This is a genomic window from Methylomagnum ishizawai, from assembly GCF_019670005.1.
In the GTDB taxonomy this organism is placed as follows: domain Bacteria; phylum Pseudomonadota; class Gammaproteobacteria; order Methylococcales; family Methylococcaceae; genus Methylomagnum; species Methylomagnum ishizawai.
In genome coordinates this window covers 3,321,989-3,342,581 of sequence record NZ_AP019783.1, presented here as the reverse complement: position 1 = coordinate 3,342,581, position 20,593 = coordinate 3,321,989, and the positions used below count along the sequence as shown (strand labels likewise).

Annotated in this window: 20 protein-coding genes and 1 tRNA gene; 9 read left to right on the top strand and 12 right to left on the bottom strand. The window is 64.4% G+C overall.

From position 1 onward, the window contains the following. Position 1 precedes the first annotated feature (1 nt). Positions 2 to 808 (bottom strand): M90 family metallopeptidase, encoded by an 807-nt coding sequence (locus tag K5658_RS15225; protein ID WP_221063959.1) that lies wholly within the window; start codon positions 806 to 808, stop codon positions 2 to 4. Between the two features lie 100 nt (positions 809 to 908). Between K5658_RS15225 and K5658_RS15220 the strand changes: the two genes are divergently transcribed. Both K5658_RS15220 and K5658_RS15215 read left to right on the top strand, forming a co-directional pair. Continuing rightward, positions 909 to 1,076, top strand: a complete 168-nt coding sequence (locus tag K5658_RS15220; RefSeq protein ID WP_176225205.1) for a hypothetical protein — start codon at positions 909 to 911, stop codon at positions 1,074 to 1,076. A gap of 100 nt (positions 1,077 to 1,176) precedes the next feature. Beyond that, positions 1,177 to 1,731: a hypothetical protein gene (locus tag K5658_RS15215; RefSeq protein WP_221063958.1), complete on the top strand. Its 555-nt coding sequence runs from the start codon at positions 1,177 to 1,179 to the stop codon at positions 1,729 to 1,731. Here K5658_RS15215 and K5658_RS15210 read toward each other — a convergent pair. After that, positions 1,715 to 1,852 carry a hypothetical protein gene (locus tag K5658_RS15210; RefSeq protein ID WP_221063957.1) on the bottom strand — a complete coding sequence of 46 codons (138 nt, stop codon included), beginning with the start codon at positions 1,850 to 1,852 and terminating at the stop codon, positions 1,715 to 1,717. The genes K5658_RS15215 and K5658_RS15210 overlap by 17 nt on opposite strands. A gap of 348 nt (positions 1,853 to 2,200) precedes the next feature. Between K5658_RS15210 and K5658_RS15205 the strand changes: the two genes are divergently transcribed. From K5658_RS15205 to ppdK, 3 genes are all read left to right on the top strand, one after another. Then, positions 2,201 to 2,920, top strand: coding sequence for a cytidylate kinase-like family protein (locus K5658_RS15205; protein ID WP_221063956.1), 720 nt, complete (start codon positions 2,201 to 2,203; stop codon positions 2,918 to 2,920). 4 nt (positions 2,921 to 2,924) lie between these two features. After that, positions 2,925 to 3,377: an ATP synthase F1 subunit epsilon gene (gene atpC / locus K5658_RS15200; protein WP_221063955.1), complete on the top strand. Its 453-nt coding sequence runs from the start codon at positions 2,925 to 2,927 to the stop codon at positions 3,375 to 3,377. A 75-nt stretch (positions 3,378 to 3,452) separates the two neighbouring features. Beyond that, entirely contained in the window at positions 3,453 to 6,188 is a 2,736-nt protein-coding gene (gene ppdK, locus K5658_RS15195) for a pyruvate, phosphate dikinase (RefSeq protein WP_221063954.1), read from the top strand. Positions 6,189 to 6,312: 124 nt separating this feature from the next. Here ppdK and K5658_RS15190 read toward each other — a convergent pair. The 5 genes from K5658_RS15190 to K5658_RS15170 form a co-directional block, all read right to left on the bottom strand. Beyond that, a tRNA-Gly gene (locus tag K5658_RS15190) sits at positions 6,313 to 6,386 on the bottom strand. Between the two features lie 69 nt (positions 6,387 to 6,455). Next, a complete protein-coding gene (locus K5658_RS15185) occupies positions 6,456 to 6,908 on the bottom strand; it encodes an META domain-containing protein (protein WP_221063953.1) in 453 nt (150 codons plus the stop codon). 26 nt (positions 6,909 to 6,934) lie between these two features. Then, complete coding sequence (locus K5658_RS15180; RefSeq protein WP_221063952.1) at positions 6,935 to 7,117, bottom strand: hypothetical protein; 183 nt, start codon at positions 7,115 to 7,117, stop codon at positions 6,935 to 6,937. 422 nt (positions 7,118 to 7,539) lie between these two features. Beyond that, complete coding sequence (locus tag K5658_RS15175) at positions 7,540 to 8,265, bottom strand: helix-turn-helix domain-containing protein (RefSeq protein WP_221063951.1); 726 nt, start codon at positions 8,263 to 8,265, stop codon at positions 7,540 to 7,542. 171 nt (positions 8,266 to 8,436) lie between these two features. Beyond that, a complete protein-coding gene (locus K5658_RS15170; protein ID WP_221063950.1) occupies positions 8,437 to 9,759 on the bottom strand; it encodes a POT family MFS transporter in 1,323 nt (440 codons plus the stop codon). Between the two features lie 191 nt (positions 9,760 to 9,950). Between K5658_RS15170 and K5658_RS15165 the strand changes: the two genes are divergently transcribed. Further along, a complete protein-coding gene (locus tag K5658_RS15165; protein ID WP_221063949.1) occupies positions 9,951 to 10,139 on the top strand; it encodes a hypothetical protein in 189 nt (62 codons plus the stop codon). Between the two features lie 190 nt (positions 10,140 to 10,329). Here the strand turns inward: K5658_RS15165 and K5658_RS15160 are convergent, their stop codons facing one another. Then, a complete protein-coding gene (locus K5658_RS15160) occupies positions 10,330 to 11,571 on the bottom strand; it encodes a BaiN/RdsA family NAD(P)/FAD-dependent oxidoreductase (RefSeq protein ID WP_246628455.1) in 1,242 nt (413 codons plus the stop codon). A gap of 140 nt (positions 11,572 to 11,711) precedes the next feature. Here K5658_RS15160 and K5658_RS15155 point away from each other — a divergent pair, with 140 nt between their 5' ends. The 3 genes from K5658_RS15155 (at position 11,712) to icd (ending at position 15,016) form a co-directional block, all read left to right on the top strand. Further along, positions 11,712 to 12,050: a DUF2782 domain-containing protein gene (locus tag K5658_RS15155; RefSeq protein WP_221063948.1), complete on the top strand. Its 339-nt coding sequence runs from the start codon at positions 11,712 to 11,714 to the stop codon at positions 12,048 to 12,050. 49 nt (positions 12,051 to 12,099) lie between these two features. Continuing rightward, a complete protein-coding gene (gene gshA, locus K5658_RS15150) occupies positions 12,100 to 13,683 on the top strand; it encodes a glutamate--cysteine ligase (RefSeq protein WP_246628454.1) in 1,584 nt (527 codons plus the stop codon). Positions 13,684 to 13,780: 97 nt separating this feature from the next. Further along, positions 13,781 to 15,016: an isocitrate dehydrogenase (NADP(+)) gene (gene icd, locus K5658_RS15145; protein ID WP_221063946.1), complete on the top strand. Its 1,236-nt coding sequence runs from the start codon at positions 13,781 to 13,783 to the stop codon at positions 15,014 to 15,016. Between the two features lie 70 nt (positions 15,017 to 15,086). On the opposite strand, the gene K5658_RS15140 is transcribed toward icd, so the two are convergent. The 4 genes from K5658_RS15140 to K5658_RS15125 form a co-directional block, all read right to left on the bottom strand. Beyond that, positions 15,087 to 15,455, bottom strand: coding sequence for a hypothetical protein (locus K5658_RS15140; protein WP_221063945.1), 369 nt, complete (start codon positions 15,453 to 15,455; stop codon positions 15,087 to 15,089). 478 nt (positions 15,456 to 15,933) lie between these two features. Continuing rightward, entirely contained in the window at positions 15,934 to 16,368 is a 435-nt protein-coding gene (locus K5658_RS15135) for a type II toxin-antitoxin system VapC family toxin (protein WP_221063944.1), read from the bottom strand. Next, positions 16,365 to 16,652: a type II toxin-antitoxin system Phd/YefM family antitoxin gene (locus K5658_RS15130; RefSeq protein WP_221063943.1), complete on the bottom strand. Its 288-nt coding sequence runs from the start codon at positions 16,650 to 16,652 to the stop codon at positions 16,365 to 16,367. Before K5658_RS15130 ends, K5658_RS15135 begins: the two co-directional genes overlap by 4 nt. Positions 16,653 to 16,779: 127 nt before the next feature. Further along, positions 16,780 to 20,463 carry a pyridine nucleotide-disulfide oxidoreductase gene (locus tag K5658_RS15125; RefSeq protein ID WP_221063942.1) on the bottom strand — a complete coding sequence of 1,228 codons (3,684 nt, stop codon included), beginning with the start codon at positions 20,461 to 20,463 and terminating at the stop codon, positions 16,780 to 16,782. Positions 20,464 to 20,593: the final 130 nt, after the last annotated feature.

Below are 20,593 nucleotides of genomic sequence, written 5' to 3'. Positions count from 1 at the left end.
CTCAGGGGGCTGGCAATACGGGTTCCGCGCCGGGGCGGGGATAGGGCGGTAGCCGCGCCGCCGGGTCTTGCCGGTAGAAACGGGCGAGTTGCTGGTAGACCTCCGGGTATTCCAGCATGACCAGTTCCGGCCACTCGAAGAAATATTCGCTGAGGACGGCGAAGAACTCGCCCGGTTCCTGCGCCGCGTAGGGATCGAGGGCGGTGTCCTCGCCCGCGTCCAGCCGGGCGTTGAAATCCTGGTAGGCTTGGGAAAATACCGCCGACCATTCCCGCCGTTTCATATCGCGGTGCAGGGGCGGGAAGCCATCGGGTGGGCCGTTGAGCAGGTCCAGCTTGTGGGCCATTTCGTGGATCGCCACGTTGTAGCCCTCGCACAGCCCGGAGGCTTCGACATCGGCCCAGGACAGCACCAAGGGGCCCTGTTCCCAGGCTTCGCCGCCGAGGATATCCTCCCATTCATGCATCACGCCGATAGCGTCGAACTGCGAGCGGGGCCGCACGAACGCGCCGGGATAGACGATCACGGTGCGCCAGCCCGCATACCAACCATGATCCAGCCCCAGGAGCGGCAGGCAGCAGAGTACCGCGATGCGGGCGCGGATGCCGTCGTCCAGCGCCATGCCGCCGGCGGGTTCGATGATTTTGTCGGCGAGGAAGCGGGCGGCGAGTTGGCGGAGCTTCGAGGTTTCGGCGGCGTCCAGGCCAACGAGGATCGGCAGTTCGGCCAAAGGCGCCCAGAGCGGGTCGGCCAGCGGTGGCGGTCCGGCGGCGGGGCGGGCGAACAGGCGGCGGAAGAACGGGAGCATGGGCGGGTCCGGGGCATCGGCGGGGGCATGGAATTTAGCCGATGGCTTCCGGGTCTACAACGCCCGTGATCGAGATCAATCTGCATGGGGAGTTCGAGGCATGGTGAATTATTTGCTGATGATCGTGGCGTCGGTGGCGGGGATCGTGGTCCTGGACGAAGACCCGAGCAGCGTGTCGCCCCAGGAATGGATTTTGTTCGCGGTGATGGCGTATTCCACGGTGGGACTCCTGCGTAAATTGCAGGAATTCATCCGGGACAACACCTGAGGACCGGGCCGGGGATTTTGGCCTACACTCAGGGGCATCGCGGCGGGGGGCGGCTTTCCCGCCGGATCGTTCCAACACTAACAATCACGAGGAGTCCGCCATGTCCAAGCGCTTCATCCCGGTATTCATGGCCTTGGCGCTGGCCTTGCTGCCGCCGGTCCAGGCCGGTGCGGCGGGTGCCAAGAACGATGTGGCGGGCACATGGGGCTTGGTGTATACGCCCAGGCCCAAGCCGAAGGTCTCCGCGTTCGGCCAGCCGGTGCAGGGCCGGTTCCAACTGCCGCAGTTGCCGAAGACCGATACCCTGAACTTCACCCCGGACCCGGCCTTCCCCGGCACCGGCCAGTTCGCCACGCAACTGTTCTCCGGGGTGTGGAAGCAGAGCGGGGCCAAGATCAAGGGCACGCCCACCCAGACCGTGATCGAATCGATGCTCGCCGGATATCTGCAACAAGGGAGCTTGTATGGGGTGAGTTTCTCGGGGGGCACGCTCGTCAGCGCCAAGAACCAGATGACCGCCGTGGTACAGAAGAACGGCAGGCTCACGGGCACCTTCCTGCATGTCAGTACCTGGACCATCGCCGTCACCCAGCCCCAGGCGATGACGGTGCCGTTACGGATCAAGCTCTTGGCCCATTTCAAGGGGAAGCGTTGAACCTGGGCGGGTGGCGGTTCGCTGTGGCGTCCCGGAGTTTCCGCACCGCCCGATGGACCAGAAAGATCAGCGCCGCCGGGAGTATGATGGAAGCCGCCAGGAAGCCGTATTCGTCGAACATGTTCCACCTCCGCCAGAATCAGGGATTGATGATGACGGTACCTACCCTAACACCCCGATGTGGACAAGGGCATGACACCGGAGATGGAATGCTCCGGGCGGGGGACGCGGATTCCGGGAGGAAGCGGGGCGGCGGGTGGGCCGGATGTAAAGGCTGGAAACTTGATGCGGGCCGGACAGCCCAGCCCCCATGACTTTTCGTGATTAGCTGCCATAATTCAAGCGTCGGCCCCGGAAGCCAAGGCCCGGCGGGACTGGCGCATTCCAGGGCGGCGCGGACCTGGGCGCATCGACAACCGTCCGGGCCAGGAACTCCGGGAACCACCGTTCCCGCCATCAAGGAAGCCCCATGTCCACCCCAGACCCCCACACCTTCCTCAAGGCCATCCTCGCCAAGGATTTCGGGACCCAGGACGCCCGCCATGTCAACGGCCAGCCGCACGATCCCTTGCTCATCACCGTGTCGCGGGACTACGGGGCGCGGGGCGAGGCCATCGCCGAGCAACTGGCCTCCTGCCTCGCGATCCCGCTCTACGACCAGGAAATCCTGGAGCGGGTGGCGAAGCAGGCCAAGATCGACGCCTTCAAGTTCAAGCCCCAGGACGAAACCGTGTCCGCCGGGGTTTCGACCTTCCTCTACAGCCTCCTGACCGGTACGGCGGGCGAGATGCGGACCTACCGCCGCCAGCTCTACGCCACCGTGTTGGAACTCGCCAAGCAGGATTGCCTCCTGGTCGGGCGCGGCGCCCACCTGATCCTGTCCGGGCGCAAGGTGTTCCGGGTGCGGATCGTCGGTTCCAAGCTGGTCTGCGCCAAGCGCGTGGCCGAGGAGCAGGGCATTCCGCAGTTGGAAGCCGAGCGCAAGGTCTACGAGGTCAACACCAAGCGCCATAAATCGATCCTGAGCCTCTACGGCGACAGTTTCGAACATTGCTCGCTGGAACACGCCCAGAACTTCGACCTGGTCATCAACACCGACCATATTTCCGCCGGGGGGGCCGTGTCCTTGGTGTTGCTCGCCCTGCGGCAAGCGGGTTTCGACCTGCGCCAGCGCGTCCTTCCGGCCTGAAACCATGCCAGCCCCCCACACCCACCTGCAAGTCGAAATCGCCGACGTGGCCCGCTTGATCTACTCCGGTCCTTGCGACCGGCTGGTGGCCCCCGCCGCCCTCGGCGAAGTCTGCATCCTGCCGCGCCACGCGCCATTCCTGGCCCAGCTCCGGCCCGGCGTGGTCCAAATCCAAACCCCGGACGGGGCGCGGCAAAGCTTCTTCCTTTCCGGCGGCTTCATGGAGGTGAAGGACAGCACCGTGCATGTGCTGGCCGACCACCTGTTGCGCTCGGAGGAAATCGACCGCGACGCCGCCCTCGCCGCCCGGCGCGAGGCGGAACGCATCCTCAAGCACAGCCACCTCTTCAGCGAACGCGACCGGGCCAAGCTGGAACTGACCAAGGCCCTGGCGCAACTCCGGGTGCTCGAACATGCCGAGGTCCACAGGCTGAAACAACAACGCGGCAACCTATAGGCGCGATCCCAGGAATTCCGCGCCGGACCGCCGTGTCCGGCCCGATTCCCCTACAAACCACAAGGAGACAAGCCCATGAGCAAAAAATACGTCTATGCCTTCGCGGAAGGCGACGGTCACAACAAACCATTGTTGGGCGGCAAGGGTGCCAATCTATGCGAGATGACCCAGATCGGCTTGAATGTGCCGCCGGGATTCGTCATCACCACCGAAGCCTGCCTCGAATACCTGGACCAAAAAGCCCTGCCGATGGGGCTGTTGGAAGAGGTCGGCGAACATATCCGCAATCTGGAACAACAGACCGGCAAAAGCTTCGGCGGGGCGGACAACCCGTTGCTGGTGTCGGTGCGCTCCGGTTCCGCCATGTCCATGCCCGGCATGATGGACACCATTTTGAACCTGGGGCTGAACCAGGAAACCCTGCGCGGCCTGATCCAACAGACCGGCAACCAGCGTTTTGGCTATGATGCCTACCGCCGCTTCATCCAGTTGTTCGGCAAGATCGCGCTGGGCGTGGACGACCATCTGTTCGACCACGAATTCGACGAGGTGAAACGCGCCGCCGGGGTCAAGGCCGATATCGGCCTCAGCGCCGAACATTTGCAGGACATCAGCGAACGCTTCCTGCGGGTGGTCCACGACGCCACCGGCAAGCCCTTCCCCGAGAACGTGTTCGAGCAGTTGGAAATCGCGGTCAAGGCCGTGTTCAATTCCTGGATGGGCAAACGCGCCATCGACTACCGCCGCGAATTCCACATCACCCCGGCCATGGCCAACGGCACGGCGGTCAACGTCGTCACCATGGTGTTCGGCAACATGGGCAACGACAGCGCCACCGGCGTGGGCTTCACCCGCAACCCCGGCACCGGCGAGAACGAGATGTATGGCGAATATCTGGTCAACGCCCAGGGCGAGGACGTGGTGGCCGGCATCCGCACGCCCAAGCCCGTGGCCGAGATGGCCAAGGAAATGCCCGAGTTGTACCGGCAACTGGTGGAACTCCGCAACAAGCTGGAGGCCCATTACAAAGAAGTCCAGGACTACGAATACACCATCGAAAAGGGCGTCCTCTATTGCCTGCAAACCCGCAACGGCAAGATGAACGCCACCGGCATGGTGCGGAGTTCGGTGGAGATGTTCGGGGAGGGCTTGATCACCAAGGAACAAGCCCTGCTGCGGGTCAATCCCAGCCACCTCGAACAATTGCTGCATCCGCGCCTCAATCCCAGCCACAAGGAAAAGCCCTTGGCGACCGGCCTGCCCGCCTCGCCCGGCGCGGCCAGCGGCAAATGCGTGTTCGACGCCGACCAGGCCGAACTCCTGGGCCGGGGTGGTGAAAAGGTCATCCTGGTGCGCGAGGAAACCAAGCCGGAGGACATCCATGGCTTCTTCGCCTCGCAAGGCATCCTGACCAGCCGTGGCGGCAAGACTTCGCACGCGGCGGTGGTGGCCCGCGGCATGGGCAAAGCCTGCGTGGCCGGGGCCGAGGGCATCCAGGTCGATAGCCGTTCCCGCCTGGCCCGCGTCGGCGACCTCACTTTGCGGGAAGGCGATATCATCACCATCGACGGCAGCAACGGCAATGTCTACCTGGGCGAAATCCCCACCATCCCGCCCAAGTTCTCCGAGGAACTGAAAACCCTGTTGGGCTGGGCCGACGAAGAAGCCAAGCTCAAGGTGTTCGCCAATGGCGATACCCCGGACATGGCCGCCGTGGCGATGGAGTACGGCGCGATGGGCATCGGCCTGTGCCGTACCGAGCGCATGTTCAATGCCAGCGAGCGCCTGCCGGTCGTGGTCGAGATGATTATGGCCCGCAACACCGAGGAGCGGCAGGCGTCGCTGGACAAACTCCTGCCCATGCAGCGCCAGGACTTCATCGACATGTTCAAGATTTGCGCCCCGCGTCCGGTGACGGTGCGCCTCTTGGACCCGCCCATGCATGAGTTCTTGCCCAGCGAACAGCAATTGCTGGACGAGATCGAGGGGCTGAAGGAATACCGCCTCGCGGTGAAAGGCCGCGCCGCCGCCCTGGCCGCGCTCAACGCCTTGCAGCACACCCATACCGTGAACACCGACCTGAGCGAGGATTTGGTGAACAGCGTCATCTCCAAGAAGGAACAGATGCTGCGCAAGGTGCGGGAACTGCACGAAGTCAACCCGATGCTGGGCCATCGCGGCGTGCGCCTGGGGATCACCTATCCCGAAATCTACGAGATGCAGATCCGCGGCATTTTGGAAGCCGCCGCCGAATGCGTGAAGGATGGCGTGGACGTGAGCCCCGAAATCATGGTGCCCCAGGTCATCACCGCCCAGGAACTCAAGTGGGTGAAAGTCGGCGTGGACAAAATCCGCGCCGAGATCGAGCAGCGCTACGGCCTGACCCTGAAGTTTAAGTTCGGCAGCATGGTGGAGACCGTCCGTGCCTGCTGCCGGGCCGGGGATTTGGCGGGTATCGCCGAGTTCTTCTCCTTCGGCACCAACGACCTGACCCAGGCGGCGTTCTCGTTCTCGCGCGAGGATGCCGAGAACAAGTTCCTGCCGCTCTACACCGATAGCGGCATCTTGCAGGACAACCCGTTCGAGGTGCTGGACGTGAAGGGCGTGGGCGTCCTGATGCAAATGACGGTGGAACTCGGGCGTAGGACCAATCCCGACCTCAAGGTCGGCATCTGTGGCGAACAGGGCGGGCATCCGACCTCGATCCGCTATTGCCATGAGTTCGGGCTGAATTATGTGTCCTGCTCGCCGCACCGGGTGCCGATTGCCCGGCTGGCGGCGGCCCATGCCAAGTTGTTGGCGGAGCGATAATAGCGTTCGGCTGGATTGTTGGAGCGGAATGGGGCGGCGTTGGCCGCCCCATTTTTGCCCGTGGCGCGGCGGATCGGAACGAAAAAGGGCTGGCGTATGAGGCCAGCCCTTTTTGCTTCATTATTGGAGCGGGTGATGGGAATCGAACCCACGCTATCGGCTTGGGAAGCCGAAGTTCTACCATTGAACTACACCCGCAGGGTGTCGAGGGCGGTGATTGTATGCTTTGGACGGCGCGGGAATCAAGCATTCCCGCGCCGCCATCTTTCAGCGCGGGGACGGCGGCTCGAAGCGCGCCAAGGGTTTGCCCAGTTTGTCGAATAATTCCAGGCTGCCGCCCCGGATTTCCCAACGGGCGGTCTCGTCCAGTGCCTTGAGGAAACCCATCTCCCGGCGCGATACCTCGGGATCGGCGCAGGCCATGCGGGTGGCGGCGACCTGGCCGAAACCGAGCCGGTCGCCGCGCAGGGTATAGCCGCCCATCATGCGGTTGCAGCCGGTGTCGCCCTGGACGCGGCTATCCGCGGCGAGCAGGGTGAAGCCGATGGGCCGGGCATCGGGCATGGGCCGGAGGGTTTCGCCGCCGAGTTGGACCAAGGTCCATGGCGTGCCGACGGGGGTGGCCTGGGCCGTGGCGGGTTTGCCGCCGCCGCTTTGGCAAGCCGCGCAGGCCGATAGGAGGATCGCGGCCAAGGAAGTGGATTTGATGGGAAGGCGCATGGGTTCTCCCGCTGTGTGGAATCGGATCATAGCCGGGGCAGGACGTAGCGCCCCGCCCAGCCGCCCAGCACCAGGACCACCCCGGCCACGAGCATCACGAAAGGATGGTGGACGAACGCCGCCCCCGCCCTGAGGCCGATCACGAAATAAGCGGCCAGCATCGCCAGCCCCAGACCTAACAAACCGTTCGCCGCGTGTTTCATCGTCATGGTGGACCTACCCGGTGGTGTGGAGGAAACAGTCGTTGAGACCTTGGTCGGGCGGTAGGGTTCGCTGGCGCGGCGCTGGTTTCCACGGGGACCACCCATTCCTGGCGGTCGCGATACACCGGCGGGTGGAAGGAAGGTATTGTCCCGGCCCTGGCCGGTGGTAGCTAAAAAAAACCGCCCCGGATGGAATGGCCGGGACGGCTCGAAATCAGCAACTACGAAAGTCCGCTGAGGTAAAAAACAGTGAGGCACGTCGTCTGCGGAGGGGGCCGATTGCGTCCGCCGCTGCCAGCGGTGGGCGCGGACCCATCGAAATCCTGGGAAATAGCATAAGCCTTCCGCCGAAGGCCGGACCTGAGCCGGGTCATGGGAAAACCGCCCCGAATCTGACCCCGGTCAATTCTGGCCGGATTCCCTGCCGCTCATTGGCCGCAGAAGGATAGCAAGCCCGGCATGTCCAGGATGCGGATCAGTTTGCTCTGCACCTCGACCAGGCCCGCCGCCTCGAATTGACCCAGCAAACGGCTGATGGTTTCCGGGGCCAGTCCCAGATAATTGCCGATTTCCTGCCGGGTCATGCTGAACCTGAATTCCAGGGGCGAGAATCCGCGCTGCCGGTAGCGTTCGGAGAGGTGGGCCAGGAAGCTCGCCAGCCGTTCCTCGGCGGAGCGGCGGCTCAAAATCAGGCGCTGCACCCCGAGTTCGAACTGGTTGCCCGAGTGTTGCAGCAACACTTGCAGCAAACCGGGTATTTCGCGGGTGAGGATATCGATTTGATGGGCGGGTATTTCGCAATAACTCACGGTTTCCAGGGCGATGGCGGAACAGGTATGGCGCTGGGTCGAGAAACCATCGAAGCCGAGTATATCGCCGGGCAGTAGGAAATCCACCACATACTCGTTGCCCTGGCGGTCCAGGCTGACCAGTTTCACGGTCCCGGTTTTGAGGGCCAGGATGCCGTGGTGCCATTCGCCATGTTGATAAAGCACCGTGCCCTTGCCCAGGGTGCGGTTGCGCCGGACGATCCGGCTCAGGGAATTGACCTCCTCCTGGGTCAGCCCCTTGGGGATGCAGAGTTTGCTGAGGCGGCATTCGTCGCAGGTGATTTTGGGCGTGGTGCCGGGGCGGAAGGGCGGCTTGGCGGACATCAGGTCAACGGGGTGGAAAAGGACAGGGAAAGTATCCCCTGGGCTGCGCCGAGTCAAGCCCGCCAGGCCGGGGAGGGGGTTTCATGAGGGGGGTGGAAAAGGTATTGGGTCGATCATGGCCGGGCCGGGGAGATAACCGTATTATTATCGCCCGGCGGCGGTTCCGGCCTTCTACGCCGCCTGTTCCCGGTAGTGGCGGCCCGCCAGCGCGAACAAACACGCCGTCCCCAGCATCAGCCCGGCGAAGAACCAGAAATAGGCCGCCCCGGCCAGTTTCGAGCTGCCATCCGGGTTCTGGATGAAGAAATTCACCGCCCCGGTGAACAGATTGCCCAGCGCCACCGACATCATGAAGAAGGCCATGACCAGGGATTTCATCGCCTTGGGCGCTTGGGTGTAGGAAAACTCCAGGCAGGTGATGGAGACCATCACTTCCGCCGAGGTGAGGATCAGATAATCCAGCAATTGCCAGGCGATGGAAGGCTTGCCGCCCGCGTCGATCCCTTGTTGCAGCCACGCCGCCAGCACGAAGGCCAGACCGGCCAGGAACATCCCCGCCCCGATCTTGCGCAGCGGCGTCACCCGGACGCGGGTTTCCAGCCAGGGGTAAAGCCCGTAATAGAAGCTGGGCGTCAGCACCATGATGAGCAAGGGATTGGCCGCTTGTATCTGCGAGGGCAGCACTTCGATCCCCCAGATCTCCCGCTCCATGTTCCGCGCCTGCAAAACCCAGGACGACCCCGTCTGGTCGAACAGCGCCCAAAACACCGCCACGAAGGCATAGACGATGCTCAAACGGCCCAGGGCGCGGAGTCCGGCTCTGTCCAAACTGGCTTTGAGGCGCCGCGCCCCGCCCGCCGGGATGTGGGCGAAGCGATGGCGTCCGGCCCAGAAGATCAGCGTCGCCGCCAGCATCAACAGGCCCGGCACCGCGAAGGCCACCTGGGGACCGTGGTGTTGCAACAGCCAGGGCGTCGCCAGCATGGAGGCGAACGCGCCCAGGTTGATGGCGAAATAGAACCAGCTATAGATGCGGCTCATCCGGTGGCGGTTGGTGTCGGCGAACTGGTCGCCGAGATGGGCCGAGACGCAGGGCTTGATACCGCCCGCCCCCAGCGCGATCAGGCTTTGCCCGAGCAGCAGCCCCGAGCGGGTGTCGTCCAGCGCCAAGGCCAGATGGCCCAGGCAGTACACCAGGGACAGGGCGATGATGGTGCGGTATTTGCCGAGCCAGCCATCCGCCAGCAAGGCCCCCAACAAGGGCGTGAAATAGGCCGCCGACACGAACAAGTGGAACCAGCCTTTGGCCTCGTCCTCGCCCATGGGGGCGGGCTGGCCGTCCGTGCCCATCAGGTATTGGGTCATGAACACCACCAGCACCGCCCTCATGCCGTAATAGCTGAAGCGCTCCGCCGCCTCGTTGCCGACGATGTAGGGGATGCCGGGTGGCGGGCCGGGGATGGGCAGGGGTTCGGTGCGGTAGGGTCGGGACATGGGGCGGGTTATCCAAATAGGGGTTGGAAGGGGCGGGAAATCGGCCCGGATACGGCGGACCGCCGGGTCCGCCGCTGGATTATGCCGAAAAACTGACCGGGATCAAGAAACGCCTTTTCCGAGTTCTGTAATGTTTGCACGCGGTCGATGGGACCGTCGGTTAATAACTATTCAAGATCGAGGTAGAGACAATGGAACAGAACCAAGAGAAAGATAATTTCTGGTTATACATTGGCGGCGTGATTATCGCTGTGATGACCGTTTTGATGATGGTCAAAGGTAGCGAGCATGATAAGTATGTCACCGCGCAAAAAGCTATCGCCGAAGATTCCGCCAATTCCGCCTACCGCGCCGTTAACGTGCCTTCCGGGCGCGAATAATCCCAAGGCTTAATGCCTTGGCGACCCTGCCAATACTTGGCCTGGGCTTGGCTGCATAAGCCAAATCTAGCACCCGGAGCCAACCGGATATTCCAGCCCGCCGGGGTTCGACCTGGGGCGGTGGATACTCCGAACGGGGCGGGGGAGGGGCCGGATTCCGGCCACCCCCGCCATTCGTGTTTTTCCAGATTCATTTCCCCGCCAGCCAAGCGGCGGCCCCCGCGCCTGCGGCCTTGCCGGTCGCGAAGCTGGCCGTCAGTAGATAGCCCCCGGTGGGCGCTTCCCAATCCAGCATTTCCCCCGCGCAGAAAAGACCGGGGCTGGCCTTGAGCATCAGCCGGTGGTCGAGTTCGCCGAAATCCACGCCGCCCGCGCTGCTGATGGCTTCGTCCAAAGGCCGTGGGGCCGTGGGCCGCAGCGGCAGCGCCTTGATGGCGGCGGCGAGCCGGTCGGGGTCGGCGAAGGTTTCCGGCGGCAGGATTTCCCGCAGCAGCCCGGCTTTGACGCCGCCCAGCCCGGTCCGCTGTTTCAGCCAGTTCGCCGTGCTGAGCGAACCGCGTGGGCGGGAGAGTTCCGCCGCCAGCCGTTCCAGGCTCCGGCCCGGCGCGAGGTCCAGCCACAAGGTCGCCGGGAATCCCGCCGCGAGCGTGTCCCGGATCGCCGCCGACAGGGCATAGATCAAGCCACCTTCGATGCCGGTGGCGGTGACGATGAATTCGCCCTGGCGGCGCTGTTCCACGCCGTCCGGTCCGGTGTGGGCGACGACCACCGGCTTGACCGCCGCGCCCTGGTGGCGTCCGCTGAAATATCCGCTCCAAGCCACATCGAAACCGCAATTGGCCGGGCGCAAGGGCGCGACCCGGAAACCGCGTTGCGCCAACAGCGGCACCCAAGCCCCATCCGAACCCAGCCGCGCCCAACTGCCGCCGCCCAAGGCCAAGATCGTGGCTTCGGCCCGCACGGTGCGCGGCCCTTCCGGTGTCGCGAACCGCAAGCCGCCATCCGGCTCGAAACCTTGCCAGCGGTGGCGCATGTGGAACGCCACGCCGCCCTCGCGCAAGCGGTGCAGCCAAGCCCGCAGCAGCGGCGCGGCCTTCATCCCGACCGGGAACACCCGCCCGGAACTGCCGACGAAGGTTGCGACGCCCAAACCCAGCGCCCAGCGCCGTAAATCCTCCGGGCCGAAGGCGGCGAGCAGGGGTTCGAGCTCGGCCCGGCGCGCGCCGTAGCGGCCTAGGAAGGCGTCCCAGGGTTCGGCGTGGGTGAGGTTCAGGCCGCCTTTGCCGGCCAATAGGAATTTGCGGCCCACCGAGGGCATGGCGTCGTAGAGTTCGGCGGACACCCCGAGGCCCGCGGCGGTTTCCGCCGCCATGAGCCCGGCGGGACCGCCGCCGACGATGGCGAGACGGGTTTCTGGGAGGAATTTCATCATGTACCGGATGGGTGGGGGCGGCGGCTCGCCGGCCATGGGCGGGGTGCTTGGGACCGGAGGGGCTTGGACGCGGGCGGGTTTAACGCCCCGATCTGTAATATCATGGGCGTAGATTCAGCCCCGGATGCCAAGGAATTACCATGTTGCGGATTATCGCCCTATTGTTGTTGTGGATCGCGCTGCCCGTCCATGCCGACGACGCGCCGGAACTCCTGCCCGATCCCCCCGACCTCCCGCCCCCGGTCCAGAGCGGCCAGCCGATGGAGCCGGATGTCACCGTCATCAGGAAGGAAGGCGGCGAGGTGGTCGAGGAACACCGGATCAACAACCGGCTGTATATGATCAAGGTCAAGCCAATCATCGGGCCGGCCTATTATCTGCTGGACAAGGACGGCGACGGCAATATGGATGTGCGGCGCAATTTCGAATCCGGCGAGCAGAACCCCAACGTCAACCAATGGGTGTTGTTCAGCTGGTGAAGATTCCGCCCGCCGCGCCAACCCCCTCCAACCCAAGGATCAACGCCCCGTGAATTCAGGCCACGAAACCCGGCTGGACCGACTCGGCCAGGCCGGACAACATCATCTATTGCGTAGCGGCCTCAAGGGGCTGGAGAAGGAAAGCCTCCGCATGTCCCCCGACGGCACCCTGGCCCAGACCCCGCACCCCCGGGCGCTCGGCTCGGCCCTGACCCATCCCTCGATCACCACCGATTATTCCGAAGCCCTGATCGAGTTGATCACCCCGCCCAGCCCCGACGCCGCCACGGCCCTCGGCCAGTTGGAAGACCTCCATACCTTCGTCTACCGCCATCTGGGCGACGAGTTCCTGCTGGCGAATTCCATGCCCTGTGGCATCGCGGGCGACGACAGCATCCCCATCGCCCGCTATGGCACCTCCAACATCGGCCAAATGAAGCATGTCTACCGGCGCGGGCTGGCCTATCGCTATGGGCGGGCCATGCAGGTCATCGCCGGGCTGCATTTCAATTATTCGGTGGACGAGGATTTGTGGCCCGCGCTGCAAAAGCTGGAAGGGAATACCGATCCTTTAGCCAAGTTCATCGCCGATGGTTATTTCGGCGCGGTGCGCAATGTCCACCGCACCGTGTGGCTGCCGATCTATCTGTTCGGCAGCTCGCCCGCCGTGTCCAAGTCGTTCTTCATCGGGCGGGAACAGATCGCCGCCGCCTTCCCCGAATTCGATTCGGGGACGCTGTTCCGGCCCTATGCGACCTCGCTCAGGATGAGCGATATCGGCTACCGCAACGACAGCCAGGCCAGCCTGGATATCTCTTTCGACAAGCTCGACGATTATGTCGCCAGCCTCACCGCCGCCATCGGCCAGCCCTATCCCGAGTATGAGCGCATCGGCGTCAAGGTCGATGGCGAATACCGCCAGCTCAACGCCAATATCCTGCAAATCGAGAACGAATATTACAGTTCGGTCCGGCCCAAGCAGGTGGCGCGTTCGGGCGAAAAACCCACCCTGGCCTTGAAGCGGCGCGGGGTGCGCTATCTGGAACTCCGCTGCATGGACCTGGGTTGGCGTAGCCCGGTCGGTGTCGGCCTGGATGAACTGCGCTTCCTGGAAATCTTCATGCTCTACTGCGTGCTGGCCGACAGCCCGTTCCTGAGCGCGGCGGAAAAGGCCGAGGCGTCCCGCAACAGCCTCGCCGTCGCCTGCTGCGGGCGCACCCCAGGCTTCCGGTTGTTCCGGGCCGGGAGCGAGGTGCCGCTGAAGGATTGGGCCTACGAAATTCTCGGCGGGATGCGGGCGGTGGCGAAGGCGCTGGACGGCCACGATCCCGAGCGGCCCTATGCCCGCTGCCTGGACGCCAAGGAAGCCCTCATCGCCGATCCCGACAAAACCCCGTCGGCCCTGTTGCTGGAGGAAATGAGCGGCAACCGCGAGTCCTACGAGGAATACACGCTTAGGTTATCGCGCCGCCACGCCGCCACTCTGCGCGACCGGCCTTTGAGCGCCGAAACCCTCCGGCGCTTCGCCCGCCAAGCGGAGGAATCCTGGGAAGAGCAGCGCCGGGTCGAAGCCGCCGACCGGGTGTCGTTCGACGAGTACATCCAAGCTTATTTCGCCCAAGCGGGCGGCTGAGGAGGATAATACCCGCCGAGGCCAGCGCCTTCTGGCGGGACGGAATCGCCCTGGGGCGGTGGCCGCGTTTCCCGGCTATCTTCCAGGAGGTTTCCCCATGGCTTACCAGCATATCCGCCTGCCCGAGTCCGGCGAGAAGATCGGCGTCCACGCGGGCCGGCTGCACGTCCCCGACCGTCCCATCGTCGGCTATGTCGAGGGCGACGGCATCGGTCCCGACATCACCCGCGCCTCCCTCGAAATTTGGAACGCCGCCGTCGCCAAAGCCTACGGCGGCCGACGCGCCATCCAATGGTGCGAGGTGTTCCTGGGCGACAAGGCCGCCGCGCTCTACGGCGAGCCTTTCCCCGACGAGGCCATCCAGGCTTTCTCCGACCTCACCGTCTCCATCAAGGGGCCGCTGACCACGCCCGTGGGCGGCGGGATGCGCTCCATCAACGTCGCCCTGCGCCAAACCCTGGACCTCTACGCCTGCGTCAGGCCGGTGCGGCATTTCCCCGGCGTGCCTTCGCCCTTGCGGCATCCCGAGCAGGTGGACGTGGTGATCTTCCGCGAGAACACCGAGGACGTTTACGCCGGGATCGAATATCCGGCGGGTTCGCCCCAGGCGCTCAAGCTGGAAAACTTCCTCCGGCAGGAACTCGGGGCCAATATTCGGGAAGGCAGCGCCCTCGGGGTCAAGCCCATGAGCGAATTCGGCTGCAAGCGCCTGATCCGCAAGGCCATCCGCCACGCCATCGAACGGGGCCGCAACAGCGTGACCCTGGTCCACAAGGGCAACATCATGAAATACACCGAGGGCGCGTTCCGCAAGTGGGGCTACGAACTGGCCCGCGAAGAATTCGGGGAATTCACGGTGACGGAGGAAGAGGTTGGCAACGGCGCGTCGGCGGAGGGCAGGATCGTCATCAAGGACCGCATCGCCGACATCATGTTCCAGCAAATGCTGCTCCGGCCCGCCGAGTTCGACGTGATCGCCACGCCCAACCTCAACGGCGATTACCTCTCCGACGCGGTGGCGGCGGAAGTGGGCGGGGTGGGCATCGCGCCCGGCGGCAATATCGGCGATTTCGTCGCGGTGTTCGAGGCGACCCATGGCTCGGCCCCCAAATACGCGGGCAAGGATGTCGCCAATCCCGGATCGCTCCTGTTCAGCGGGGTGATGTTGTTGGACTACCTGGGTTGGGACGAGGCGGCGCGGTTGGTGGAAACGGCCTATGCCCGGACCGTGGCCGACAAGATCGTGACCTACGATTTCGCCCGCCAGATGCAGGGGGCCGACGAGGTGAAGACCAGCGCATTCGCCGCCGCGGTGGTGGCGCGGATGGACTGAGGCGCGAAGAAAAAAGGCCGCGCCCACCGGGGTGGGCGCGGCCTTGGCGCGGTTGGGCCGCTGGTGCCGCTTACTTCAGTTCGGAACGCAGCTTGGCCAGGGTCGCGGCGACTTCGGCCAGGATGGGGGCGGCCTCGGCGACCTTGCCTTCGCTGCACAGGTCCTTGCCTTGGCTCAGCTTGGTGATGGTGTCCTGCATCGCCTTGCCGGTGGCGGCGCCGGTCAGCTGCTTGTAGTCCTGCTTGGCGGCCTTGGCGCCGTTCAGGCAGCCGTCCTTGTCACCAGCCTTGGCGCTGTCGGCGGCGGCGGTGGCGTTCTTGACCAGGTCGTCGAAAGCCGCGGCTACGCCGCCGGCGCTTTCGGCGGCGAAGACGCTGCCCGACATGATGCCCGTCAACACGAAAGCGCCCAGTACCTTGGTGAGGTTCTTAATTTTCATCTTCTCGATTCTCCTCTGGTTATCGCCTTGGATAACCAAGTCGTTGTTTGTTGGTGGCGAAGTTGATGCGCGGAGGGCCGTTGTGGTGGTTGCGTGGGAAATCCCGCGGTACCGCTGTGTGGCTTGGCGTCAACCCACGCCAATATAAAAGACTTCCCGGCGCTTGTCATGCGTTTATAAGTGGAATTTGCGGGATTTAGCGTGTATCGGCGTGGGATTTGGCGCGAGCAGGGCGGCGGGGCAGGGTTTCGGCGGGCGCGGGCGGTTTCCCGCCTGGATCGGCCAGACGGGTACGCCAATCAAATATTGGCGGCGGCGGAGCGCGGGGGTTCCTGGCGATGCATCGGCCAGGCTCCATGGGGGATGGACTCTACGCCCGGCGCAGGGGGATCGGGGACGTGGCACGGATGGGCGGTCCTGCCCCGCCGCCGGGTACGGATTCACGGACGGCGCTTGGGGAATCCGCGAAACGCCGGGGTCAGCGGATGTTCAATACGGTCATGCCCAAACCGCGGGCTGCGTCGGCCAGCTTGCCATCGAGCAGGGCGAGCCGGTAATCCATCTCCGGCAAGGCCCGGCCCACCGCCTCGGCGGCGGCGAGGTGGATGCTGTCGTGGCCGCGCAGGCCGAAGCCCTGGGCCAGATCGCCCGCCCGGCGGATCAGGGCTTCGGAAGCCTGCACGATCCGCATCCGCGCCCAGTCCTCCTCGAAGGTGGAGACCAGGCCGGGCAGCGCGGTGGCGGTGATGTATTTTTCGCGTACCGCCTTGGCGAGGCCCGCCCGTATTTCGGCGTAGGCCAGCGAATGGGTGTACATGGCCTGGGCCGAGGCGCTCGCCACATGCATGGCCGGGCTTTCCTGCGCGGCGATATAGAGCTTGAGGAAGGCCGTGGTATCCAGATAGAGGATCATGGCCGGTCCTCGAGCACGAGGTCGGACAGGGTTTTTTCACCCGGATTCCAGGGGATGGGTGGCTCGCCCCCGTTGACCTTGCCGTCTTTGACCGGGGGCCTGATCCAGGACTGGGCGTCCAGGCGGGCGATGGCTTCCCGTTCGAGTTGCTCCAGGGTTTTGGGCAAGGGCATCAACCGCGCCACCGGCAGGCCGTTGTCGGTGATGGTCAGTTCCTCGCCGGCCTTGGCGCGGGCGACATATTCGGCCAGGTGGGCTTGGACTTCGCGGAGGGGGGCTTCCATGGGCTTGGGCCTTGTATGGTGGAGTACGTTGGATTGTAGGCGGTGAAGCGGTGCCCAGGAAAGGGGCAAAGAAAAGCCCGCGCAGGCTATCCACCCCGCGGGCTATGATTCCGGTTGGAACCCAGGTTTACTGCTTCTTCAACAAATACTCCAACCACAACCCCGACAACTTCTCCTGCACGGAGTTTTGCCGCAAACGGGCGTTCAGGTTCGGGAAATCCACCCGGTCGAGTTCCTGGTCCTGGTTGTAGCAGGAATACACGAAGTATTCCTTGCCGGACTCGGGATCGACATGCTTGCACAGGCATTGGGCGCAGACGCCTTTCATCATGCACTGCATGGGCGAGTTGATGGAGCCGATGGCGCTGTGGTGCGGTTTCAGATAGGGCTTGAGGACGCCGAAGCGGGCCGCTTTCACCGCCGCCATCATCCGGTCTGAGCCGATGACGATGAGATGGTCCACATCGTCCAGATGCACCGGGGTCGGGCCGAGCTGGCCTTCGGCGTAGGCCACCATGGCCTCGACGATATTGCCGACGAAGGTTTTATCCTGCGGGCGCAAGGGCTGGATCGGCTCGGCACCGGGGAGCTTGTCCACCGACCACACCACCACGTCCGAAGCCGCCTCGATCTCCTGGATTTTGAACACGTCCTCGCGCTTGCGGTAGCCCGCGAAATACACCACCTGGCTGCCCGCCGCCCGTAGCGCCTTGCCGATGGAGAACAACACCGCGTTGCCCAAGCCACCGCCCAGCAGGGCGACGGTTTGCCCGGCGTGGATTTCGGTCGGAGCGCCGGTCACGCCCATGACGATGACGGGGTCGCCCGGTTTCCACTGCGCCAGCAGGCGCGAGGACGAACCCATTTCCAGGGCGATCAGCGAGACCAGGCCTTGTTCCTTGTCCACCCAAGCCCCGGTCAGGGCCAGACCTTCGGCCAGGAGCGTGGTGCCTTCGACCACCGGAGCGTAAGCCTCGAAGTTCTGCACCCGGTAGAACTGGCCGGGGCAGAAATGCTTGGCGGCCAAGGGCGCCCGCACGATGACTTCGATAATGGTTGGCGTGATCCGGTTGATTTCGACGATGTGGGCCAGGAGCTTGTCGTCCAGGGTGTGCTGGAAGGCTTTGAGCTCCTGGTCGCGGTCGGCTTGGCGGGCCGGGTCCAGCGCCGCCAATTCCTTGTCATACAGCTTGGCGATATAGGGATAGCCGTCCTTGGCGCTGGCCATCGCCTTCACCACGTTGCCGGCGTAGACCGGATGGTTGTCGCCGTAGAAGGTGATGAAGCGGCCTTGGCGGCGATAGGAGGTGAACGGCGCGGGCTTGCCCAGCTTGGGCATCGTCTGGTCGTGCATCGGTTCCCACTCGAAATCACCGTCCTTCGCGCCCAGGGATTCCCAATTCGGCTCGTAGCGCTGATAGAACTTCTTATCCATCTCGAAGCTGTCCGGGTGTTCGGATTCGTAGATGGTGTTGGGCGAGGTCCCGGCGGCGACGAACAGGCTCCTGAGCGGCACTTCCAATTCCTGGGCCTTGCGCCACTTGCCGTCTTGCAATTCCAGCCGCTCGAACTTCACGGCGCGGAGGTGGCCGTATGGGTCTTCGAGGGCTTCCAGCGGGTTCATGCCGGGGGCGAGGCGGATGCCTTCGTCCAAGGCTTCCTTGATTTCCTCGGCGTTCTGGCGGTAGGCCGGGGCATCCTCGATGCCCTTGCGGTAGAACATCGTCACCCCGCCCCAAGCCTCCAGGAACGGCAGGAAGTGGGGTTTTTCCCCGGCGGCCTCGGCGCGTTGGCGCTCGGCCTGGATGATGCGGCCATGGCTCAGGAACTCGTCGAGGATGGCGGTTTCCTCGGCGTCGTAGCGGGCGCGGACGGCGGCTTCGCCGTGGATGGCGCACAGCTTTTCATAGCGGTGCAGCACCTTTTCCACCTGCACCGGGTAATAGGCCAGGGCTTCGGTGCAGGTGTCGATGGCGGTCAGGCCGCCGCCGATAACCCCGGCGGGCAGGCGCACCTGCATATTGGCGAGCGAGGATTCCTTGGCCGCGCCGGTCAATTGCAGGCCCATCAGGAAATCCGACGCCTTGCGGATGCCGCGGATCAGGTTGTTCTTGAGGTCGATGACGGTGGGCTTGCCCGCGCCGGAGGCGATGGCGATGTGGTCGAAGCCCAAATCCCAGGCTTCGTTGATGGTCAGCGTGCCGCCGAAGCGCACGCCGCCATAGATGCGGAAATTGTGGCGGCGTAGCAGGTTGAGATAGATCACCTTGAGGAAATTCTTGTCCCAGCGCACGGTGATGCCATATTCGGCCACGCCGCCGAAGCCCAGCATGATGCGCTGGTCCAGGGCTTCGTAGAGGTCGCGGAAATCGCGGATCGGCTGCGGCGGGGTGCTGGCGTCGCCGGTCAGTGCTTTCGGCAGCGGTTCGATCTTGAGGCCATCGATGCCGACCACGCCGAAACCTTCGTTCAGGAGGTAATGCGACAGGGTATAGCCCGCCGGACCCATGCCCGCGACCAGGACGTTCTTACTGTTGTAGCCCAAAGCGTGCGGACGCTTGAGGTTCAAAGGATTCCAGCGCGTCAGCAGGGAATAAATCTCGAAACCCCAAGGCATGAACAACACGTCGGTCAGCACGTTGGTTTCGATCTGCGGGATGTTGACCGGCTCGGTCTTCTGGTAGATGCAGCCCTTCATGCAGTCGTTGCAAATCCGGTGGCCGGTGCCGGGGCAGAGCGGATTGTCGATGGTGATGAGGGCCAGGGAGCCGATGTTGTCGCCCCCGCGCTTGACCGTGTGCATCTCGGAGATTTTTTCTTCCAAGGGACAGCCGGTGATGGTGACGCCCAGGGGATTGGTCTTGTAGCTGCCGTCCTTCTTGTTGCGCATGCCCTTGGCGCAGGAATCGGTGTCGCGGTCGTGGCAGTAGATGCAATGGTCCACCTCGTACAATACCCGGCGCTGGCCGAAGCGCGGATCGGTCAGGCCGAAGCCGTCGCGGCGGCGGTGGTGTTCCTCGGGGCCGGACCAGAGGGCATAGCCGTCGATCTCGCGGGTGGCGTGGTGGACCAAGTGGGCGAAATCGGTCTTGGCCGGAACTTTGAAGCTGACCCAGCCGGAAACCTCGGCCTGGAATTCGGGGAGCTTGGTGGCGGCGAAGGTCCAGCGGCACACGAGGTCGTAAAGGCCCGCCGCGAGTCCGGCGTCGTCCTGGCTTAACAGGCTCTCGAACAGGGCCGGGGCGCTGTCGTGGGCCAGCAAGCGCCCGCGCAGGGTGGCGGCGAGTCCGGTGTCCGCGCCTTCGCTGGCGGCTTGTTTCAGGGCCACGGCCAGGCCGGAGACGGCGGCTTCGCGGTCGGCCTTGAGCTGGCTGTCCTCGACCGCGACGGCCAGCAGGGTGGCGAACCGCTGGCGCAGTTCCGCCGCGTCCCAGGTCGCGGGGTCCACGCCTTTGTAGCGGCTGCCGACCTTGCCGACGATGTCGTTCTTATAGGCGAACACGCCGTCGAAATCGGCGCGGATGGCGGCGATCTGCGCGGCCCGCTCGGCCTCGACGCCGAACAGGCGGGCCACGAAGCCGCCGACTTCCGGGGCCATGCGGACCAACAAATCGGAGATTTGCTCCGGCTTCATGCCTGCGCCGTGGGTGGCGCGGTATTGCTCGAATTCGGCGAACAGTTCCGGTTTATCGGCTTGGACTTGGGCATCGAAGTCCGCCGCCAGGGCCGCCAAACGGGCGGGATCGTACAAATCGGCGTAGGTGTAGCCGGGCAGGCCCAGGGTCAGGTGTGTGCTAGGGGAATCGGTCATGGCTTATTCGGATGATGGTGGGAATGGGTTTACCCGTGCGGGCGGCAGGACCGTCCGCGACGCCGCGTCTTGGTCGCGTGGGCGTGGGGGGAAGGGCGGGAATTCTAAGGCAAACGGCGGGATGAAGTCG

Coding starts and splice junctions, on each gene's coding strand:
- K5658_RS15215 (WP_221063958.1), top strand. CDS start 1,177: ATGTCCAAGCGCTTCATCCCGGTATTCATGGCCTTGGCGCTGGCCTTG.
- icd (WP_221063946.1), top strand. CDS start 13,781: ATGGCTTACCAGCATATCCGCCTGCCCGAGTCCGGCGAGAAGATCGGC.
- K5658_RS15125 (WP_221063942.1), bottom strand. CDS start 20,463: ATGACCGATTCCCCTAGCACACACCTGACCCTGGGCCTGCCCGGCTAC.
- K5658_RS15225 (WP_221063959.1), bottom strand. CDS start 808: ATGCTCCCGTTCTTCCGCCGCCTGTTCGCCCGCCCCGCCGCCGGACCG.
- K5658_RS15185 (WP_221063953.1), bottom strand. CDS start 6,908: ATGCGCCTTCCCATCAAATCCACTTCCTTGGCCGCGATCCTCCTATCG.
- K5658_RS15175 (WP_221063951.1), bottom strand. CDS start 8,265: ATGTCCGCCAAGCCGCCCTTCCGCCCCGGCACCACGCCCAAAATCACC.
- K5658_RS15130 (WP_221063943.1), bottom strand. CDS start 16,652: ATGGAAGCCCCCCTCCGCGAAGTCCAAGCCCACCTGGCCGAATATGTC.
- K5658_RS15165 (WP_221063949.1), top strand. CDS start 9,951: ATGGAACAGAACCAAGAGAAAGATAATTTCTGGTTATACATTGGCGGC.
- ppdK (WP_221063954.1), top strand. CDS start 3,453: ATGAGCAAAAAATACGTCTATGCCTTCGCGGAAGGCGACGGTCACAAC.
- atpC (WP_221063955.1), top strand. CDS start 2,925: ATGCCAGCCCCCCACACCCACCTGCAAGTCGAAATCGCCGACGTGGCC.
- K5658_RS15205 (WP_221063956.1), top strand. CDS start 2,201: ATGTCCACCCCAGACCCCCACACCTTCCTCAAGGCCATCCTCGCCAAG.
- K5658_RS15210 (WP_221063957.1), bottom strand. CDS start 1,852: ATGTTCGACGAATACGGCTTCCTGGCGGCTTCCATCATACTCCCGGCG.
- K5658_RS15220 (WP_176225205.1), top strand. CDS start 909: ATGGTGAATTATTTGCTGATGATCGTGGCGTCGGTGGCGGGGATCGTG.
- K5658_RS15155 (WP_221063948.1), top strand. CDS start 11,712: ATGTTGCGGATTATCGCCCTATTGTTGTTGTGGATCGCGCTGCCCGTC.
- K5658_RS15135 (WP_221063944.1), bottom strand. CDS start 16,368: ATGATCCTCTATCTGGATACCACGGCCTTCCTCAAGCTCTATATCGCC.
- K5658_RS15140 (WP_221063945.1), bottom strand. CDS start 15,455: ATGAAAATTAAGAACCTCACCAAGGTACTGGGCGCTTTCGTGTTGACG.
- K5658_RS15170 (WP_221063950.1), bottom strand. CDS start 9,759: ATGTCCCGACCCTACCGCACCGAACCCCTGCCCATCCCCGGCCCGCCA.
- K5658_RS15160 (WP_246628455.1), bottom strand. CDS start 11,571: ATGATGAAATTCCTCCCAGAAACCCGTCTCGCCATCGTCGGCGGCGGT.
- K5658_RS15180 (WP_221063952.1), bottom strand. CDS start 7,117: ATGACGATGAAACACGCGGCGAACGGTTTGTTAGGTCTGGGGCTGGCG.